At 34.5% G+C, this 17,242-nt stretch carries 13 protein-coding genes; 8 read left to right on the top strand and 5 right to left on the bottom strand.

Annotation, left to right across the window (positions count from 1 at the left end; translation table 11 throughout):
• Window positions 1-224: 224 nt before the first annotated feature.
• The 6 genes from gyrB to secDF all read left to right on the top strand — a co-directional run bounded on the left by gyrB (window position 225) and on the right by secDF (window position 9,924).
• A complete protein-coding gene (gyrB, locus tag AB8B52_RS01560) occupies window positions 225-2,177 on the top strand; it encodes a DNA topoisomerase (ATP-hydrolyzing) subunit B (RefSeq protein ID WP_406024558.1) in 1,953 nt (650 codons plus the stop codon).
• Window positions 2,178-2,359: 182 nt separating this feature from the next.
• A complete protein-coding gene (locus AB8B52_RS01555; RefSeq protein ID WP_406024556.1) occupies window positions 2,360-3,403 on the top strand; it encodes a DUF6588 family protein in 1,044 nt (347 codons plus the stop codon).
• Between the two features lie 208 nt (window positions 3,404-3,611).
• Window positions 3,612-4,538 carry a malate dehydrogenase gene (gene mdh, locus AB8B52_RS01550; protein WP_406024554.1) on the top strand — a complete coding sequence of 309 codons (927 nt, stop codon included), beginning with the start codon at window positions 3,612-3,614 and terminating at the stop codon, window positions 4,536-4,538.
• Between the two features lie 303 nt (window positions 4,539-4,841).
• On the top strand, window positions 4,842-5,927 hold the full coding sequence (locus AB8B52_RS01545; protein ID WP_406024552.1) for an acyltransferase family protein: 1,086 nt from the start codon (window positions 4,842-4,844) through the stop codon (window positions 5,925-5,927).
• 151 nt (window positions 5,928-6,078) lie between these two features.
• Window positions 6,079-6,690: a hypothetical protein gene (locus AB8B52_RS01540; RefSeq protein WP_406024550.1), complete on the top strand. Its 612-nt coding sequence runs from the start codon at window positions 6,079-6,081 to the stop codon at window positions 6,688-6,690.
• A gap of 180 nt (window positions 6,691-6,870) precedes the next feature.
• Window positions 6,871-9,924 carry a protein translocase subunit SecDF gene (gene secDF / locus AB8B52_RS01535; RefSeq protein ID WP_406024548.1) on the top strand — a complete coding sequence of 1,018 codons (3,054 nt, stop codon included), beginning with the start codon at window positions 6,871-6,873 and terminating at the stop codon, window positions 9,922-9,924.
• Between the two features lie 485 nt (window positions 9,925-10,409).
• Here the strand turns inward: secDF and AB8B52_RS01530 are convergent, their stop codons facing one another.
• The 5 genes from AB8B52_RS01530 to folE form a co-directional block, all read right to left on the bottom strand.
• Window positions 10,410-10,910: a DUF192 domain-containing protein gene (locus AB8B52_RS01530; protein ID WP_406024546.1), complete on the bottom strand. Its 501-nt coding sequence runs from the start codon at window positions 10,908-10,910 to the stop codon at window positions 10,410-10,412.
• On the bottom strand, window positions 10,910-11,740 hold the full coding sequence (gene lgt / locus AB8B52_RS01525; RefSeq protein WP_406024544.1) for a prolipoprotein diacylglyceryl transferase: 831 nt from the start codon (window positions 11,738-11,740) through the stop codon (window positions 10,910-10,912). Before lgt ends, AB8B52_RS01530 begins: the two co-directional genes overlap by 1 nt.
• Before the next feature lie 185 nt (window positions 11,741-11,925).
• Window positions 11,926-12,162, bottom strand: coding sequence for a membrane protein insertion efficiency factor YidD (gene yidD, locus AB8B52_RS01520; protein WP_406024542.1), 237 nt, complete (start codon window positions 12,160-12,162; stop codon window positions 11,926-11,928).
• Window positions 12,163-12,164: 2 nt separating this feature from the next.
• Window positions 12,165-13,646, bottom strand: a complete 1,482-nt coding sequence (gene cysS, locus AB8B52_RS01515) for a cysteine--tRNA ligase (RefSeq protein WP_406024540.1) — start codon at window positions 13,644-13,646, stop codon at window positions 12,165-12,167.
• Between the two features lie 219 nt (window positions 13,647-13,865).
• The gene (gene folE / locus AB8B52_RS01510) at window positions 13,866-14,543 is read right to left on the bottom strand and encodes a GTP cyclohydrolase I FolE (RefSeq protein ID WP_406024538.1); all 678 of its coding nucleotides are present in this window, start codon (window positions 14,541-14,543) and stop codon (window positions 13,866-13,868) included.
• 197 nt (window positions 14,544-14,740) lie between these two features.
• Here folE and AB8B52_RS01505 point away from each other — a divergent pair, with 197 nt between their 5' ends.
• Window positions 14,741-15,202: a hypothetical protein gene (locus AB8B52_RS01505; RefSeq protein WP_406024536.1), complete on the top strand. Its 462-nt coding sequence runs from the start codon at window positions 14,741-14,743 to the stop codon at window positions 15,200-15,202.
• A gap of 11 nt (window positions 15,203-15,213) precedes the next feature.
• Window positions 15,214-17,242 (top strand): PKD domain-containing protein (locus AB8B52_RS01500; protein ID WP_406024534.1); only part of this gene is annotated, 2,029 nt, incomplete at its 3' end.

Here is a 17,242-nt window from a genome sequence, read left to right as displayed (position 1 = left end):
TTTGTCGATTTACTGCGATTAAAAAACTACCAAAATCTAATTTAAACCACTTTTAAGCCATTTTAAGACACTTTTAAGTAATTAACAAATGTTGATAATTATCAACTTCAATCCATAAAAAGCTTTTAAAAAGGATATTAAAATCGTATATTTGTTAGTATTCAAAAATGATACAAGTGTGTCATTTTTTTATGCCATAAATTGAACTAAAATCATTCAAAATAATGAGCGAAGAAAAAAGAGAAGAATTTAATAAGGATAATTATTCAGCAGATAGTATTCAGGCCTTAGAAGGCATGGAGCACGTGCGTATGCGTCCGTCCATGTATATTGGAGATACTGGTGTAAGAGGTTTACACCATTTGGTTTATGAGGTGGTCGATAACTCTATTGATGAAGCTTTAGCTGGTCATTGTGATAATATAACAGTCATTATTAATGAAGATAATTCTATAACCACAGAAGATGATGGTCGTGGTATTCCTGTAGATCTTCATAAAAAAGAAGGTGTTTCTGCATTAGAAGTCGTTATGACTAAAATTGGAGCAGGTGGAAAGTTCGATAAAGATTCTTACAAAGTATCTGGTGGACTACATGGTGTTGGTGTAAGTTGTGTCAACGCATTATCAGATAACTTAAAAGCGACCGTTTACAGAAAAGGTGAAATCTGGGAGCAAGAATATGAGAAAGGTAAAGCCATGTATCCTGTGAAGAAAGTGGGTACAACTGAAAAAAGAGGAACGATTGTTACTTTTAAGCCAGATGCTACCATTTTTACACAAACTTTAGAATATAACTATGATACGTTGGCGAGTCGTTTACGTGAGTTGGCATACTTAAATAAAGGCATCACAATTCACTTAATAGATAGACGTCATAAAAAAGAAGATGGTGAGTTTGAAGGTGAAACATTTCACTCTAAGGAAGGTCTTAAAGAATTTATCAAATTTTTAGATGGTAATCGTGATCCATTAATAAAAGAGGTGATTGCGTTTGAAGGTGAAAAGAATGGTGTGCCAGTTGAGGTGGCTATGATTTATAACACGTCTTACGCAGAGAATTTACACTCATATGTCAACAACATTAATACACATGAAGGTGGTACGCACCTTTCTGGTTTCCGTCGTGGATTAACACATACCTTAAAAAAATATGCGGATGAATCAGGAATGTTAGACAAATTAAAGTTTGATATTGCTGGTGATGATTTCCGTGAAGGGTTAACCGCTATTATTTCGGTAAAAGTTCAAGAACCTCAGTTTGAAGGGCAGACCAAAACCAAATTAGGAAACAGAGAAGTTTCTGCGGCAGTAAGTCAATCGGTTTCAGAAATGTTAACGGATTATTTAGAAGAAAATCCAGATGATGCAAAGACTATTGTTCAGAAAGTCATCTTAGCAGCACAAGCACGTCATGCAGCCCAGAAAGCTCGTGAAATGGTACAGCGTAAAACGGTAATGAGTATTGGCGGTTTACCTGGAAAATTAAGTGATTGTTCTTCTCAAGATCCTGCAGAATGCGAAATATATTTGGTCGAGGGAGATTCGGCAGGCGGAACTGCAAAAATGGGTCGTGATAGAGCGTTTCAAGCGATTTTACCATTAAGAGGTAAAATTCTTAATGTAGAAAAAGCCATGACGCACAAGGTTTTTGAAAACGAAGAAATCAAGAACATATTTACGGCTTTAGGTGTTACGATAGGTACAGAAGAAGATAGTAAAGCACTTAATCTTTCAAAATTAAGATACCATAAAATAGTCATTATGTGTGATGCCGATATTGATGGCTCGCATATTGAAACCTTAATCTTAACCTTCTTCTTTAGATACATGAAGGAGCTTATTGAAAACGGACATATTTACATCGCTACACCACCTTTATTCTTAGTGAAAAAAGGAGCTAAAAAAGCCTATGCTTGGAATGATGAAGAGCGTTTAGCACTAATGGAAGAATATGGGGATGGTGCAAAAATTCAGCGTTATAAAGGTCTTGGTGAGATGAATGCGATTCAACTTTGGGATACGACTATGAATCCTGAATTTAGAACGCTACGTCAAATACAGATTGATAATGGCGTAGAAGCAGATCGTGTATTCTCAATGCTAATGGGAGACGAAGTGCCACCACGTAGAGAATTTATTGAGAAGAATGCTATTTATGCAAATATTGATGCATAATTGATCTTGTAATAGTTAATACGATAAATGTTTAAGAATCTAAAAACACCCATCCTTGGGTGTTTTTTTATGTCACGAACTTTAAGTACAAATAAAAAAACCGATAAAAAGCAAAAAAAACCGATAAAACAATTTTATCTAAAATATTTTTATAAATTTACCACATTATAATTTATAAATTTATGAAACATATTATCGCTACATTACTCATATGCATGAGTCTGCAATTGGCTAAAGCACAAGATTTAGAGACCATTTTATTGGCAGCTGACGATGCAAGTCTGTTATCGCAAAATTATTTAAATCCTGCTATTGAAGGTCTTATGTATAGCATGAATGGTGGTTGGGCAACAACGGCCAAGGTGCATAAAAAATTTGGTTTTGATCTTACTATTGGTGTCAATGCGTCTTTAGTTCCAGATATGGCGAAATCATTTGTGTTCAATCCTGAGGATTATTCGTTTATATCCTTGCCAAATGGACAAAGTGAAGTCCAAACGGTGATGAGTGAAGATAATTCTGAAACCATAATTGATGTATCTATACCAAACGGAGATGGCACATTTAACGTCGTCAACTTTAATATGCCAGGAGGTATTACAGAAGATTTACCTGTAAATGCGGTGCCAGCACCAACGGTTCAAGTCGGATTTGGCTTACCATTTAAAACAGATATTAAAGCGCGTTTTGTGCCAACACAACGTTATGATGATGTGGAAGCTAAGCTCTTGGGTTTTGGTTTGCAACACGATTTAACGCAGTATTTCGGACCTTTAGACAAATTGCCTCTGAGCGTTTCTATTTTAGGTGCTTTTACTAATATGAGTGTTACGTATCAAATGAATGACGCAGATATTTCAGATAATGTAGCAGTTATCAATGGTGCAACAGAGTTTGAAATGAATACATGGACGGTTCAGGCATTAGCGTCTTTAGATTTTAAGTTAATTACCTTCTATGGAAGTGTTGGTTATAATAGCGGAAAAACGACGGCGAAAATGAAAGGTGATTATACCTTAACTTATGATGTGGAAGACAGTAACGGAAACAACATTGGTACGGTTAATGAATTTGTAAGTGATCCTATTAACTTAGATTTTGAAGCCAATGGTATGCGTGCCACTTTGGGTACAAGATTAAACCTAAGTATTTTTAAGATTTTTGCCGATTATACATTTCAAAATTTTAATACCGCTACAGTAGGTGTAGCTTTCAGTGTAAGATAAAACAATTTGTTATTGGTTAAAAAGCACAAGATTTACACTTGTGCTTTTTTCGTTTACAGCAATTTTATTCGTAATTTTGTAATGATTTAAAACGGAAGTTTTTGATCAAAAAAACAGAGCATTTTAAAGTATATAGCGTTGTTATTTTAATCTTGGTATTAACATTAATGCGCATTTAATTAAGATATTAATTTAAATAAAAACACACATGAAAGTAACAGTAGTAGGAGCAGGCGCAGTAGGAGCAAGTTGTGCAGAGTATATTGCAATTAAAAACTTTGCTTCAGAAGTTGTAATTCTAGATATTAAAGAAGGTTATGCAGAAGGTAAAGCAATGGATCTTATGCAATGTGCATCCTTAAATGGTTTTGATACTAAAATTACAGGAAGTACGAGCGATTATTCTAAAACAGCAAACAGTGATATTTGTGTCATCACTTCTGGTATTCCTCGTAAACCTGGTATGACGCGTGAAGAGTTAATAGGTATTAATGCAGGTATTGTAAAATCGGTATCTACGAGTTTGGTAGAGCATTCTCCAAATACAATCATCATTGTAGTCAGTAACCCAATGGATACAATGACGTATTTGGTACACAAAACAACAGGTTTGCCAAAGCATAGAATTATAGGAATGGGTGGAGCTTTAGATTCTGCACGTTTTAAATACAGATTAGCAGAAGCTTTAGAAGCACCAATTAGTGATGTAGATGGTATGGTAATTGGCGGACATAGCGATAAAGGTATGGTGCCATTAATTTCGCATGCTACACGTAATAGTATTAAAGTCTCAGAATTTTTATCTGAAGACCGTTTAACTCAAGTCGCTGAAGACACTAAGGTTGGTGGAGCAACGCTAACTAAATTATTAGGTACGTCAGCTTGGTACGCACCAGGTGCAGCAGTAAGTGGTTTGGTTCAGGCAATTGCATGCGACCAAAAGAAAATCTATCCATGTTCTACAATGTTAGATGGTGAATATGGTTTAAGTGGCCTTTGCATAGGTGTGCCAGTTATTTTAGGTAGAAGAGGTATTGAAAAAATTGTAAATGTATCATTAAGTGACGCAGAAAAAGCGCATATGGTAGAAAGTGCTGAAGGTGTTAAAAAGACAAATGGCCTTTTAGAACTTTAAGTTACAAATAGTATGGTATCAAATAGAGGGTTGTGTCTGCAATCCTCTATTTTTATTTGAATACTAGTGAAATGAATTTCTTTCAAAACACAACTGATAGTATTTAAAGCTGAAAACCAAATCAGTCCAAATATGAAGTAAACAAGTTTAGCATTAATAGGCATCACTTTATGTCATTCTAAAGTTCAAATAAATTAGAAACTATTCTGAGGATTTTAAAATTTTTAAAATACATCCAAAGCGTTTCGAATTAGCGTATATTATAAATTTGAAGCATCGCACGATATCAGTATTGATCCATACATGATTTACTCAAATTCTTTTAACCATTACAGAGCATTGGCCATTGTTTTTATTGTTGCTGCACATGCTCAATTTGTTGCTGATGTAAAAGTAGATACCTACTTTACCAAATTCTTCTTTAATACGCTTGCTGGCTCCACATTAAATTTTTCATTCATTTCGGGTTTCTTGTTTTATTTGGTATCGTCCAAGCATTACGATTATAAAACGTTTTTTAAATCAAGGTTCAATCGTTTTTTTAAACCTTATTTATTTTTATCAATAGCACCAATTGTGGTGAGTTTAATTACAATTCCCATGTATTGGGATAACTCCAACATCACAAGTTTTCACGACTATAATGGAGTTGTTTGGTACATCATTTCAACAGTGAAGTATCTCATTTCAGGAGCACATATTACTGCTTATTGGTACATTCCTTTGGTAATGCTCATGGCAGCTGCCTTCCCCTTATATAAAAAATTTGCTAGGTTAAAATTAAAGCAACAACTTATTATTTTTTTCGTCTTACTTGTTATAGCTTCCGTAGTGCAACGCCCTTATGAACGCACATTTGTATTTCAGGCGATACAGTCTTTAATCTACTTTACTCCTTTATATGTAATGGGTATTATTTGTGCTATTCATAAAGATGCTATTTACAAAACCTTAAAAGGGAAAGAAATAGTTTTAGCTGGTATTGTTTTAATTTTTATTGCCTTTCAAACACACCAAGGAGACGTAGGTCTCTATAAAAATAGAATTTTAGACTATAATGGTATTGATACCATCATTTATAAAATGGTATTTATGTGTTTGTTTTTTATGGTTTGGTTGCATCGGTTTGAGCATGTTAAAAGTAAATTGATGAGTACATTGGCTAATACAAGTTTTACAATTTACTTCTTACATGTTTATTTTATAAAATTAATTTTCACTTTAAAACACTACCTCAATATTAGTTTTGAAGCCTATGCGCCCTTAGCCTACATCGTCATTGTTGTGCTTTTGGTTGGTTTAAGCATAACGGCTGCATTAATTGTAAAGAAACTGCTGCCAAATCATGCTTTTACATTAATTGGTTATGGTAAAAAGCCTTTAAAATAGATCGGTGAAATAGATTTTTAGAGCGTATTTAGTTCTACATATGAAGCAAGTCTGTATTATAATTAGAAGGATGTAAGTAGGATTAAAGGACGTGTCAACATTTTGAAATACGCTTAATACCTATCGGAATTATTTTTTCTATATTTGCCGCATGAAATCCAAACTGCATTTTGGTCTAATCGTAGTACTCTTAACGTTTTTAGTAACGTTTTTAGAGCAATCAACCCTTCCTAATCAGCAGATTGTAGTTCAGTTTACAGCTAGTGTAAATAATTCAGAAAAGACTGAAAACGCCATTGAAGCCATTCAAGAACAACTAGAAGGTATTGGTGCTACGCAGATTAAAATCGGACAACAAAATCACGGTCAATATACCATTACCTATTACAGTGCGTCTAATATTGAAGACATTCAGAACATACTTTTCAATGTCAATGATTTTAAAATAGATGATGAAACTTCTAATAATCAATCAGATCATTTTCCTGAAAATCAAAGCTTAAAAGATTACGAGCTTAATATTTCTGAAATTAAAACCTCCACTTCTGTAAGTTGGGATGTTGAAGGGACTCAGGTGGCTGAAATCAATCAAAAGACCGATCATTCCAATACACTTAAAGTAAATACTTCGGCTAGTCAGCCCTCTACAAAAAAGAATAATGCAACAATAAGCAACGCTATTTTAGTAAAGCATAATGTTGCTATTGTAAGAGATTATCATGCTTATCAAATTCCAGAAGTTAGGGCAGGACCTTTAGCTTAATTGAATTATTTAATTTCAAATAATTCACACTTCATTATTAAAGGCTTTTGCCAATCAAAAGACTAAACATCAAATTCATAAAAAAACATTGTCGGATTATAGTGTAAACTCTATATTTGCGCGCTGGTTTGAATAGCTATTCAAATGAGATAACAATCTGATATTAAATAAACAATTACAATGCAAAACAAAGGATTAATTAAGCTTTTTGCGCTTCTATTTGGGTTGGTAAGTATTTACCAATTATCATTTACGTTTAAAGCCAATCAAATTGAAGACACTGCTAAAGAAGCAGCTATCGCAAAATTCGCGGAAACAGAGGATGACTTCCAGACTAAACGTAATTTAGAAGAAATTCGTTACTTAGACTCTCTAAAAACTTCTAAAATTCAAGTAGGTGATAAGTTTGAGTCTATTGACGTTTACGATTTACTAGTTTCAAAATACAACTATACTGAAGTTGAAAATAATGCTATGAATCTGGGTCTTGACCTTAAAGGTGGTATTAATGTTATTCTTCAAATTTCAGTAAGAGATATTTTAAAGGGATTAGCAAATGATAGTAAAGATCCTGTTTTTAACAAGGCTTTAGATGATGCTGAAGAATTGCAAAAAGATGCACAAGAATCGTATCTTGAATCTTTCTTTAAGGCGTTTGATGCCATTAAAGGTGATACTAAATTAGCATCTCCAGATATTTTTGCTAATCGTGATTTGCAAGACGTTATTTCGTTTGACATGTCAGATAACGAAGTTAAAGGCATCATTGAAACTAAAATCGATGAGTCTATCGTTTCAGCATTTGAAGTATTGCGTAAGCGTATTGATAAGTTTGGAGTTACTTCCCCAAACATTCAACGTTTAGGAAACTCAGGTCGTATTCTATTAGAATTACCTGGTGCTAAAGATATTGAGCGTGTTACGGACTTAGTAACTAAAACAGCACAATTGCAATTTTGGGAAACGTATAAAACTCAAGATGTGCTACCTTATATTATGCAAGTAAACCAGGCTATGGTTGAAGCAAATAAAAAGGAAGAAGCTAAAGCGGAACAAACAGAAGAGGTTGCGGATGAGGCAACCATTCAAGATGAGACTTCAAGTGCTATTGATGATCTAACAGGTCAGATAGAAACAGATTCTACCAATGTCGCTGAGGTAAATCCATTAGGTATTCAAGGTTACGGAAATGGCTCTACAATAGCTACGTTTTTAGCGAAAGACAAAGAGAAAGTAATGGAGCAATTAAATGCATCAAAAAACAGAGCTTCTTTACCAGCAGAAATGCGTTATGTAAGATTTGTTTGGGGTCTTCAAGAAGAAGATTCTGAATTTTCGCAACTCTATGCCATTAAAGGTAATAGAGATGGTGTACCGCAACTGAGTGGTGCTGTAATTTCAGATGCAAGACAAGATTTTGATCCAGTGAGCAGACCAGCAGTAAGCATGCAGATGAATGCAAAAGGAGCTAAAATTTGGGAAGAAATGACCAAAAAGGCATTCGAAACACAAGGCTTTATTGCCATTGTATTAGATAATATTGTGTATTCAGCACCAAGTGTGTCGTCTGGCCCAATTGCTGGCGGTAATTCTCAAATATCAGGAGCGTTTTCACTAACAGAAGCGGTAGATTTAGCCAATGTATTACGAGCTGGTAAATTACCTGCCTCAGCTGAAATTGTACAGTCAGATATCGTAGGACCTTCATTAGGACAAGAAGCGATTGATAGTGGTATGCTATCTTTTGGTATTGCCTTAGTTTTTGTATTGCTTTGGATGATTTTTTACTACGGAAAAGCTGGTGCTTTTGCAGATATCGCCTTACTATTAAACATCTTATTAATTTTTGGTGTATTAGCAAGTTTAGGAGCCGTATTAACGTTGCCTGGTATTGCAGGTATTGTATTAACCATTGGTATTTCGGTCGATGCAAACGTTCTTATTTTTGAGCGTATTAAAGAAGAACTTGCTAAAGGTAAATCTCAAAAAGAATCGGTTAAAGACGGTTTCTCTAACGCTTTGTCTTCAATTTTAGATGCGAATATTACAACAGGTTTAACGGCTTTAATCCTATTTGTATTTGGTACAGGTCCAATTAAAGGCTTTGCTACAACCTTAATCATTGGTATTTTAACCTCGTTATTTACAGCGATTTTTATTACACGTCTATTAGTAGATTGGTACGTGAATAGAGGAGGGAATTTACAATTTTCTACAGCTGTTACAAAAGGGTTGTTTAAGAATGTAAATATCGATTTCTTAAGAAAACGTAAAATTGCTTATGTGATTTCTGGTGTATTTATTCTAGCCAGTTTAGGGTCATTATTCACTACAGGATTAGATGAAGGTATTGACTTTGTTGGAGGTAGAACGTACCAAGTGCGTTTTGCGCAAGACATGAGTGTTGAAGAAGTGAAAGGAGATCTTAATGCGGTATTTGAAAGTGCTGAGGTAAAAACTATTGGTGGACCAAACCAATTAAAGATTTCTACCAAGTACATGGTTGAAGACAGTTCTACTGAAGCCGATGAAAAAGTACAGTCAATGTTGTTCGAAACTTTAAAAAAGTACCTTCCAGAGGGCATTACGTATCAAGAGTTTTTAGATGGTTCAGGTGACCAGAAAGTTGGTAAAATGTTATCGAGTAAGGTAAGTCCAACGATTGCAGATGATATTAAAAAGTCATCGATATGGGCAATCTTAGGATCATTAGTTGTAGTTTTCTTATACATCTTACTAAGATTTAAGAAATGGCAATTCTCACTTGGTGCTGTGGCAGCAGTTTTCCATGATGTCTTAATTGTATTAGGTATCTATTCTTTAACATGGAGATTTATGCCATTTAGTATGGAGATTGATCAAACATTTATTGCAGCTATCTTAACTGTAATTGGGTACTCGCTGAATGATACGGTTGTTGTATTCGATAGAATTAGAGAATATTTCAATGAAAACTTAGGTTGGAAATTTGACACCACCATAAACAAATCAATAAACAGTACCATTAGTAGAACCTTAAATACGTCGTTAACAACATTAGTGGTGTTATTGGCTATGTTTATCTTCGGTGCAGATTCGCTTAAGGATTTATTATTTGCATTAATTATTGGTGTACTAGTTGGTACGTACTCTTCTGTATTTATCGCAACACCAATTATGTACGATACCGCTAAAAAAGGTAATGCTACAGAAGCACTTAAAAATAAAGTGAAAGAAGAAATTGAAGAAGCTTAAGCTTTTAAAATATCTACCACTTAGAAATTTAAAATGCCTTTCTTAATTGAGAGGCATTTTTTTATTTAAAGGGTATCAGAAATATTTAAAATTGTCAGAATTATTAGCAGTATGATGATTAGAGCTAACATCAATTAAATAATCTACTGAACTATCTTTTTTTGGTCGTTATAATCTGAAAATAGATTTATTTTGTAGTAGTAACAATCTAATTAGAAATGGCTATTCTGTTAATGAAATCGATATCTAACTCGATAATGAAAGATCTTAGACCTTCGCTGAAATCTGATTATTTTTGAATATTGCAATAAAAACCAATATTGTTTTTTATGCTTTTCAAATTCTTAAATAATTTGATTCTTTGTAAGATATAGAGTTAGAAATGGCCTTGAAGTTTAATATAAAAATTATAGCTAGACATTATATGGTTCTATTAAGATAGCTTTAAAGCATTTTTTTAAAATAAATCCATCACTTTGGAAGAGTTAATCCAAAACCTCAAAAGAAATAACATCTCCAACAGCAAGTTCCCATGCATCAGAAAGCCCAGCATTAATTTCCAAAACATATTTTGCAGGTGCTTCAGACGGTAGTGACGTTTCATCCATCGGCTTTGCATTTTTTTGAAAGCTCACTATGGTGTTGTTGGAATCAATATAAATGATATCTAGTGGGATTCTAGTATTCTTCATGTAGAAATTTTGAAATTTTTCTTCTTCAAGAATAAATAGCATACCATGGTTGGTTTCAAGTTGGGTTCTATACATTAAACCTGTTTGAATTTCGTAATCATTATCCGCAATCTCAATATCCAAAGTTTTTATAATAGAATCAGATTCAGTTTTTCGAAGCGTTAAAATACCTTCTTTCTTAAAACTAGGGACGACTTTAGCTTCGGATGTTATAGTCTTTTCATCTTTACACGAAGAAAAATAGAGCAGTAAAAAAGCAAATACTAGTAATTTTAAATACACTTGAAATCGCATTAGCTCAGTTTTGTTTTAGGTTTATGAAAAAACATAAAATACAAGCCAATAAATACAAACGGAATGCTTAATAACTGACCTGTAGAAAGACTATTTCCAAAATATTCTTCAATACCACCTTGACTTACTTTGACGTATTCCACAAAGAATCGAACCGTCCAAAGTAACACTAAGAACAAACCGAATAAAAAGCCTTGTTGTTCAGATTTTTTTGTTTTCCAATAGAAATAGAATAAAATAAGAAACACAAAAATATAGCAGAACGCTTCGTATAATTGAGCAGGATGCCGAGGTTCTGTTTCTCCTAATTGGGTAAAGACAACACCGAAGTCGCTACCAGTAAACTTTCCTATAATTTCAGAATTGATAAAATTTCCAATTCTTACAAAAACGGCGCCTAAAGCCACAGGAATTACTACACGATCTAATATCCAAAGCACTGTTTTATGCAATACTTTCTTATTGTAAATGTACATGGAAATAATCATGGCTATGGCAGCACCATGACTCGCCAAACCTTGAAAGCCTGTAAACTCGAAACCTCCAGCAAATTTGAAAGGTAAAAAGATGCTGAAAAAGTCTTCTGTAATAAGTTCGGATTGATAAAATATCACATGTCCCAATCGCGCTCCAAGCATAATACCCAAAACTGAATAAATGAATAAGGAATCTAAGGATTCTTCAGACTGCCCTTCTTTTTTATAAATGCGTTTAATAATTTGAAAGCCTAAAAGGAAGGCCACAATCCACATTAAACTATAAAAATGAAGTTTAAAAAATCCTAAGTCAATAAACTTAATAGGATCCCAATCAATCTGTAATAAAAACATAATTATTCTATTTATGTGGTAAATATAATATTTTGATAAGGATTGAAAATGAGATTAACGTATTATTAATTGTCTTTAGGTGGAACAGGATCAAAACCTTTGCCACCGAAAGGCGACAGAGCGTTAAAAAAATGTACGGAGTACATTTTTAGCGAATGGGCGAGCTTGCGCGCAAAGGCATATTTTTAGTTGTCATCTTTTTTCGGCACTGGATCAAAACCTTTACCTCCTAATGGATGACAACTAAAAATACGTTTCAATGCCAACCAGCCACCTTTTGCAAAACCGTGAACTTCTAAAGCTTCTTTAGCATAATGTGAACAGGTGGGTTGATATCTGCAAGTAGCAGGTGTAATAGGTGATATAAAGGTTTGATAGATTTTAATCAGAAATAGAAAAGGATATATGAACAGCTTCGCCACTTTTAGTTCGTGGTAAAAGTTGTTCCTTCTCTACTATCATTTAACTGAATGCCTACTTCAGCCAACTCATCTCTAATTTGGTCAGATAGCGCAAAGTCTTTATTTAAACGCGCTTCTTTTCTGAGTTTTATAAGTAGTTCCATAGCACTGGCTAATTTATCACCTCCTGTACTTGCTTTTGAAACATTAACTAAACCTAATATGTCAAAAACGAAGGCTTCAATAGTTTCTTTCAAAATCAACACGTCTTCTTTCGTAATACTTGCACTTCCATCTTTAACTTGATTGATAAATTTTACAGCTTCAAACAAAGTCGCAATTAATATTGGAGTATTAAAATCGTCATTCATGGCATTGTAGCATCGCTGTTTCCAATCCGTAATGTTAAATGATGACGTAGTACTTGTTTTTAAATTGTCAATTAAACCAAGAGCTTCCATGAGTCTTTGGAATCCTTTTTCACTAGCTTCAAGCCCAGGGTCTGTTAAATCTAAAACACTTCGGTAAGACGCCTGCATCATAAAAAACCGAATGACACTTGGGTTATAGGCTTTAGACATGATGTCGTTATCTCCTGAAAGTAGTTCTGCGGGATTGATATAATTACCCGTAGATTTACTCATGCGTGCACCATTAAGTTCTAGCATGTTGGCGTGCATCCAATATTTTACAGGAGCTTGACCTTTTGCTGCTTGATTTTGTGCAATTTCACACTCGTGATGTGGAAATTTCAAGTCCATTCCACCTCCATGAATATCAAAAAAATCACCCAAATATTTAGTGCTCATCGCAGTACATTCTAAATGCCATCCAGGAAAGCCATCACTCCAAGGCGAAGGCCATCGCATAATGTGTGTAGGTTCTGCTTTTTTCCAAAGCGCAAAATCTTGAGGATTCTTCTTGTCACTTTGGCCATCAAGTGCTCTCGTGTTGTGAATTAAATCCTCTAATTTACGTTTACTTAAAATGCCGTATTCATTAGTCGTATTGTATTTGTGCACATCAAAATATACAGAGCCATTAACTACGTAGGCAAAACCATTATCTATTATGGATTGAATCAATTCAATTTGTTCTATGATATGACCCGTTGCTGTTGGTTCAATACTTGGCGGCAAGAAATTAAAGGTGTTGAGCACATTATGAAAATCGACGGTATAACGTTGTACAATTTCCATAGGTTCTATGGCTTCTAATCGTGCTTTTTTTGTGATTTTATCTTCGCCAACATCGGCATCATTTTCCAAATGACCAGCGTCGGTAATATTACGAACGTATCGCACTTTATAACCCAAATGCTTAAAATAGCGAAATATCATATCGAAAGACATAAACGTCCTTACATTACCCAAATGTACATTGCTATAAACAGTGGGTCCACAAACATACATACCGACATAACCATCCGTTATGGGTTGAAAAACTTCTTTTTCACCTGAAAGTGTATTGTATATTTTTAGTTGATGTGTGTTATATAATGACATTGTCGTTTGATGTTTATTGCAGAGCTATTCAGTGGGTTGGCACTATTTAAAAATAAGTTGGTCTTAACGCTTTAATTTTGTGAGTTAATTAGGTATCTAAAATAATATATTTATAGGTTTCTTCGGAAATAAGGCAATGAGTTTATAGGTTTTTAACCCTATGTGAATCCATCTATTGAGCATTTCAACTAACAAAAAACGACTTAACAACTAGCACCACTAAAACTGGGTGTCTAACTGTATATAGTCTAAAAGTTCTCTTCGTGTTTCTGTTTCCTTAAATTTACCACCAAATTCTGAAGTCACTGTGCTACTTTCAATATCTCGAATTCCTCTAGAATTAACGCATAAGTGTTTGGCATCAATAACGCAAGCCACATCTTCGGTATTTAAAACGTTTTGAAGCTCTTTTACAATCTGAATAGTCAATCGTTCCTGTACTTGCGGACGTTTCGCAAAATAATCTACAATTCTGTTCATTTTAGATAAGCCGACAACTGTACCGTTAGAAATGTAAGCGATGTGCGCTCTTCCCACTATTGGTAAAAGATGATGCTCGCAAGTAGAATAAACCGTAATATTTTTTTCTACGAGCATTTCTCCATATTTATATTTATTGTCAAACGTAGAGGCACTGGGCTTTTTAGCAGGATCTAAGCCACCAAAAATTTCATTAACAAACATTTTTGCAACACGGTTAGGAGTGCCCTTTAAGCTATCATCATTGAGGTCTAATCCTAAAGTTTCTAAAATATGTTTCACATCAGCCTTAATACTATCTATTTTTTCGCTGCTGGTTAATTCAAAAGCATCAGCTCTTAAAGGGGTGTCACTAGAAGACCCAATATGGTCATCTCCTAAAGCATCAACATCATTAAAATCACTTTTAATTTTCATTGTAAAATAATTGGTTGTCAATTTTTAAAAACGAAATGCAAAGATAAGCAATAAAAATAGTTTCAATAAGGTAGGAGTTTTATAATTACAACTGTTATATAAGTAAAACCGTTAAAATGTCAATATCCTTGACGAATTAACAAGGGTTTACCTAAAATTTTCTTAATTTTCGAGATTCAAAATATTACGATTAAGCTATGAAAAAACTATTACTCATTTTTACCTTTTTAGTGATTCCTCTGTGCGTGTTTAGCCAAAAATCCACACACAGAAATCCTGTTCCATTAGCTAAATATAATACGAATGTTAATGCTCCGCTAACGGCAAAAGAACGTGCTCAAATTATTGAAGTTTATGGAGATGCTGCCGACAAAATGGTATTTAATATTCCGTCTCGGTTAAAAAGTATAAAGCATATTTTAAGAAATAGAGTCGTTATTAAACGTATTACAGACGAAAAAAATAAGAAGCCGTGTCCTAAATTATCTGAAATTGAGTTTTATGGTGAACCAGAGTCGAGTAAAAAAGTAATAGCGTCTTTTAATCCAGATAGCTTTAATCCACTCCAATTTAATTTTAATTTCTATTCAAGAGCTGCTGGATTGTTTCAAGTAGACAACACCAATTATTACATTATTATAAAATCTCAATACCAATAAACTAATTAAGCATGAAATATATATTTACAATAATCCCTCTTTTATTTTCATCTTTAATTTTAGCGCAAGATATTAACATGCAAACAGGAACTGTTACAGCTTGTGGTGGTGTGTTTTATGATTCTGGCGGAGAATTTGCCAATTATGGAAACGATGAAAACTTGGTGCTAACGATATGTCCTGAAAATCCAGGGCAAAGAGTGCAACTCGATTTTACGTCATTTGCAACACAGTTAGGGGCAACACCAGATGTTATTGAATTTTTTAATGGTGATTCTACGGCTGCACCTACATTTGGTCAATTTTCGGGTCCAGCAGGTCCTACTTTAGTCGCAGCTACACAAGATAATACTTCGGGCTGTATCACCATTCAGTTTATATCGAGTGATGGTGGTAATACTGCTGGTTGGGCTGCTAATATCTCCTGTATTACACCTTGCCAGACCATTAATTCTCAGATAGATTCTTCAACTCCAGCGCCAAATGGTGATGGTTACATTAGGGTCTGTCCAAATGACGAGATTGTTTTAAATGGAAGCGGTGTGTTTTCTATAGATGGAACAGGTGCCAGTTATGAATGGGATTTGGGAGACGGTAATACAGCAACCGGTCAATCCGTGACGGTTTCATATCCTGATCCTGGAGTATATATTGTAAATTTAAATATTCGAGACGCAAATACATCGATTGATCCATTGGGTTGTGAGAATAACAATTTAATTAATCAGGTGATTCAAGTCGCTACAGAACCAGATTTTTCTGGGACTCAAGCTGCTAGTGCTGTACTTTGTTTTGGTGATAGTACAGATATCACAGGAATGGTAGAGCCAGTTGAGTTTCTTAATGATTGTACACCACCTGTTAGTGAGCTTACGTTTTTACCAGATGGAAGTGGTGTGTCTTACGAAACGTCTATTACTGTAGATTGCTACGATTCAGCACAGACGTTAACGGATATTAGTCAGTTGATTAGTATTTGCTTAACTATGGAACATTCCTATTTAGGCGATTTAGATATAGAGATTATTTCACCAAACGGACAAGTCGTTAGAATGCATGATCAAGGCGGTGGTTCGGCTAATTTAGGTATTCCTTGGGCAACAAATCCTGTAGATGGAAATAGTGCAAATACGACACCAGGTGTAGGTGGTCGTTATTGTTTTGTGCCAACAGGAGGGTTTCCAACTTTAGTGGCAGGAATTCAAGCAGGTGGAGTATTTCCTGATGGAAATGGACCAGGTACCTATAATGATACTTTTGTACCAGATGGGAATTACAGTTCTGTAAATCCGTTAACGGGTCTTTTAGGGTCTCCTTTAAATGGTGACTGGACGATTAGAGTGGTTGACAATATTGGTGCGGACAATGGACATATTTTTTCTTGGGTTATTGAGTTCGATCCAAATTTGCAGCCTCCAGAATTGTCTTTTACTCCTGTAATTGAAACTGAAGCATGGGATGCAGATGCTACTATTACAAACACAGCCGGAAATATAATAACAGTTCAACCAACAACCGCTGGGCAGTTTTGTTATACATATAGAGTGACCGACGATTTTGGGTGTGAATACACAGAGGTGGTTTGTATAGATGTATTACCTGAAATAATTGCTGAAAATCCAAATGATTTATTTGTTTGTGACACAGGTATTCCTCCTTATATATTTAATCTAGAATCGAATACGGCTGTTGTAGTTCCGAACCCGTCAATGCCTGCTACTTTAGTAGTAACTTACCATAATTCTTTAGTAGATGCGGAAACAGATAACGCACCTATAACCGACACTGTAGCTTATTCTGGTGCAGATGGCGAAATTATATTTATTAGGGTAGAATTTGAAGATTCAGGGTGTTTTGAAATATTAACCTTTACTTTAAATGTGGCTGGACAACCCAGCATCAACCCAGCACCAGATTTAGAGTTATGCGATGACATAAGCAACGATGGTTTCGAGGAGTTTGATTTAAGTGCACAAACACTTTTAATTTTAGGCACACAGCCCGCTTCAGAGTTCACAGTAAGCTACCATTTAAGTTTTG

This window comes from Winogradskyella sp. (genome assembly GCF_045105575.1).
GTDB lineage: Bacteria > Bacteroidota > Bacteroidia > Flavobacteriales > Flavobacteriaceae > Winogradskyella.
The sequence above is the reverse complement of the archived record's forward strand: the minus strand, read 5'-3'. Positions and strand labels throughout refer to the sequence as shown.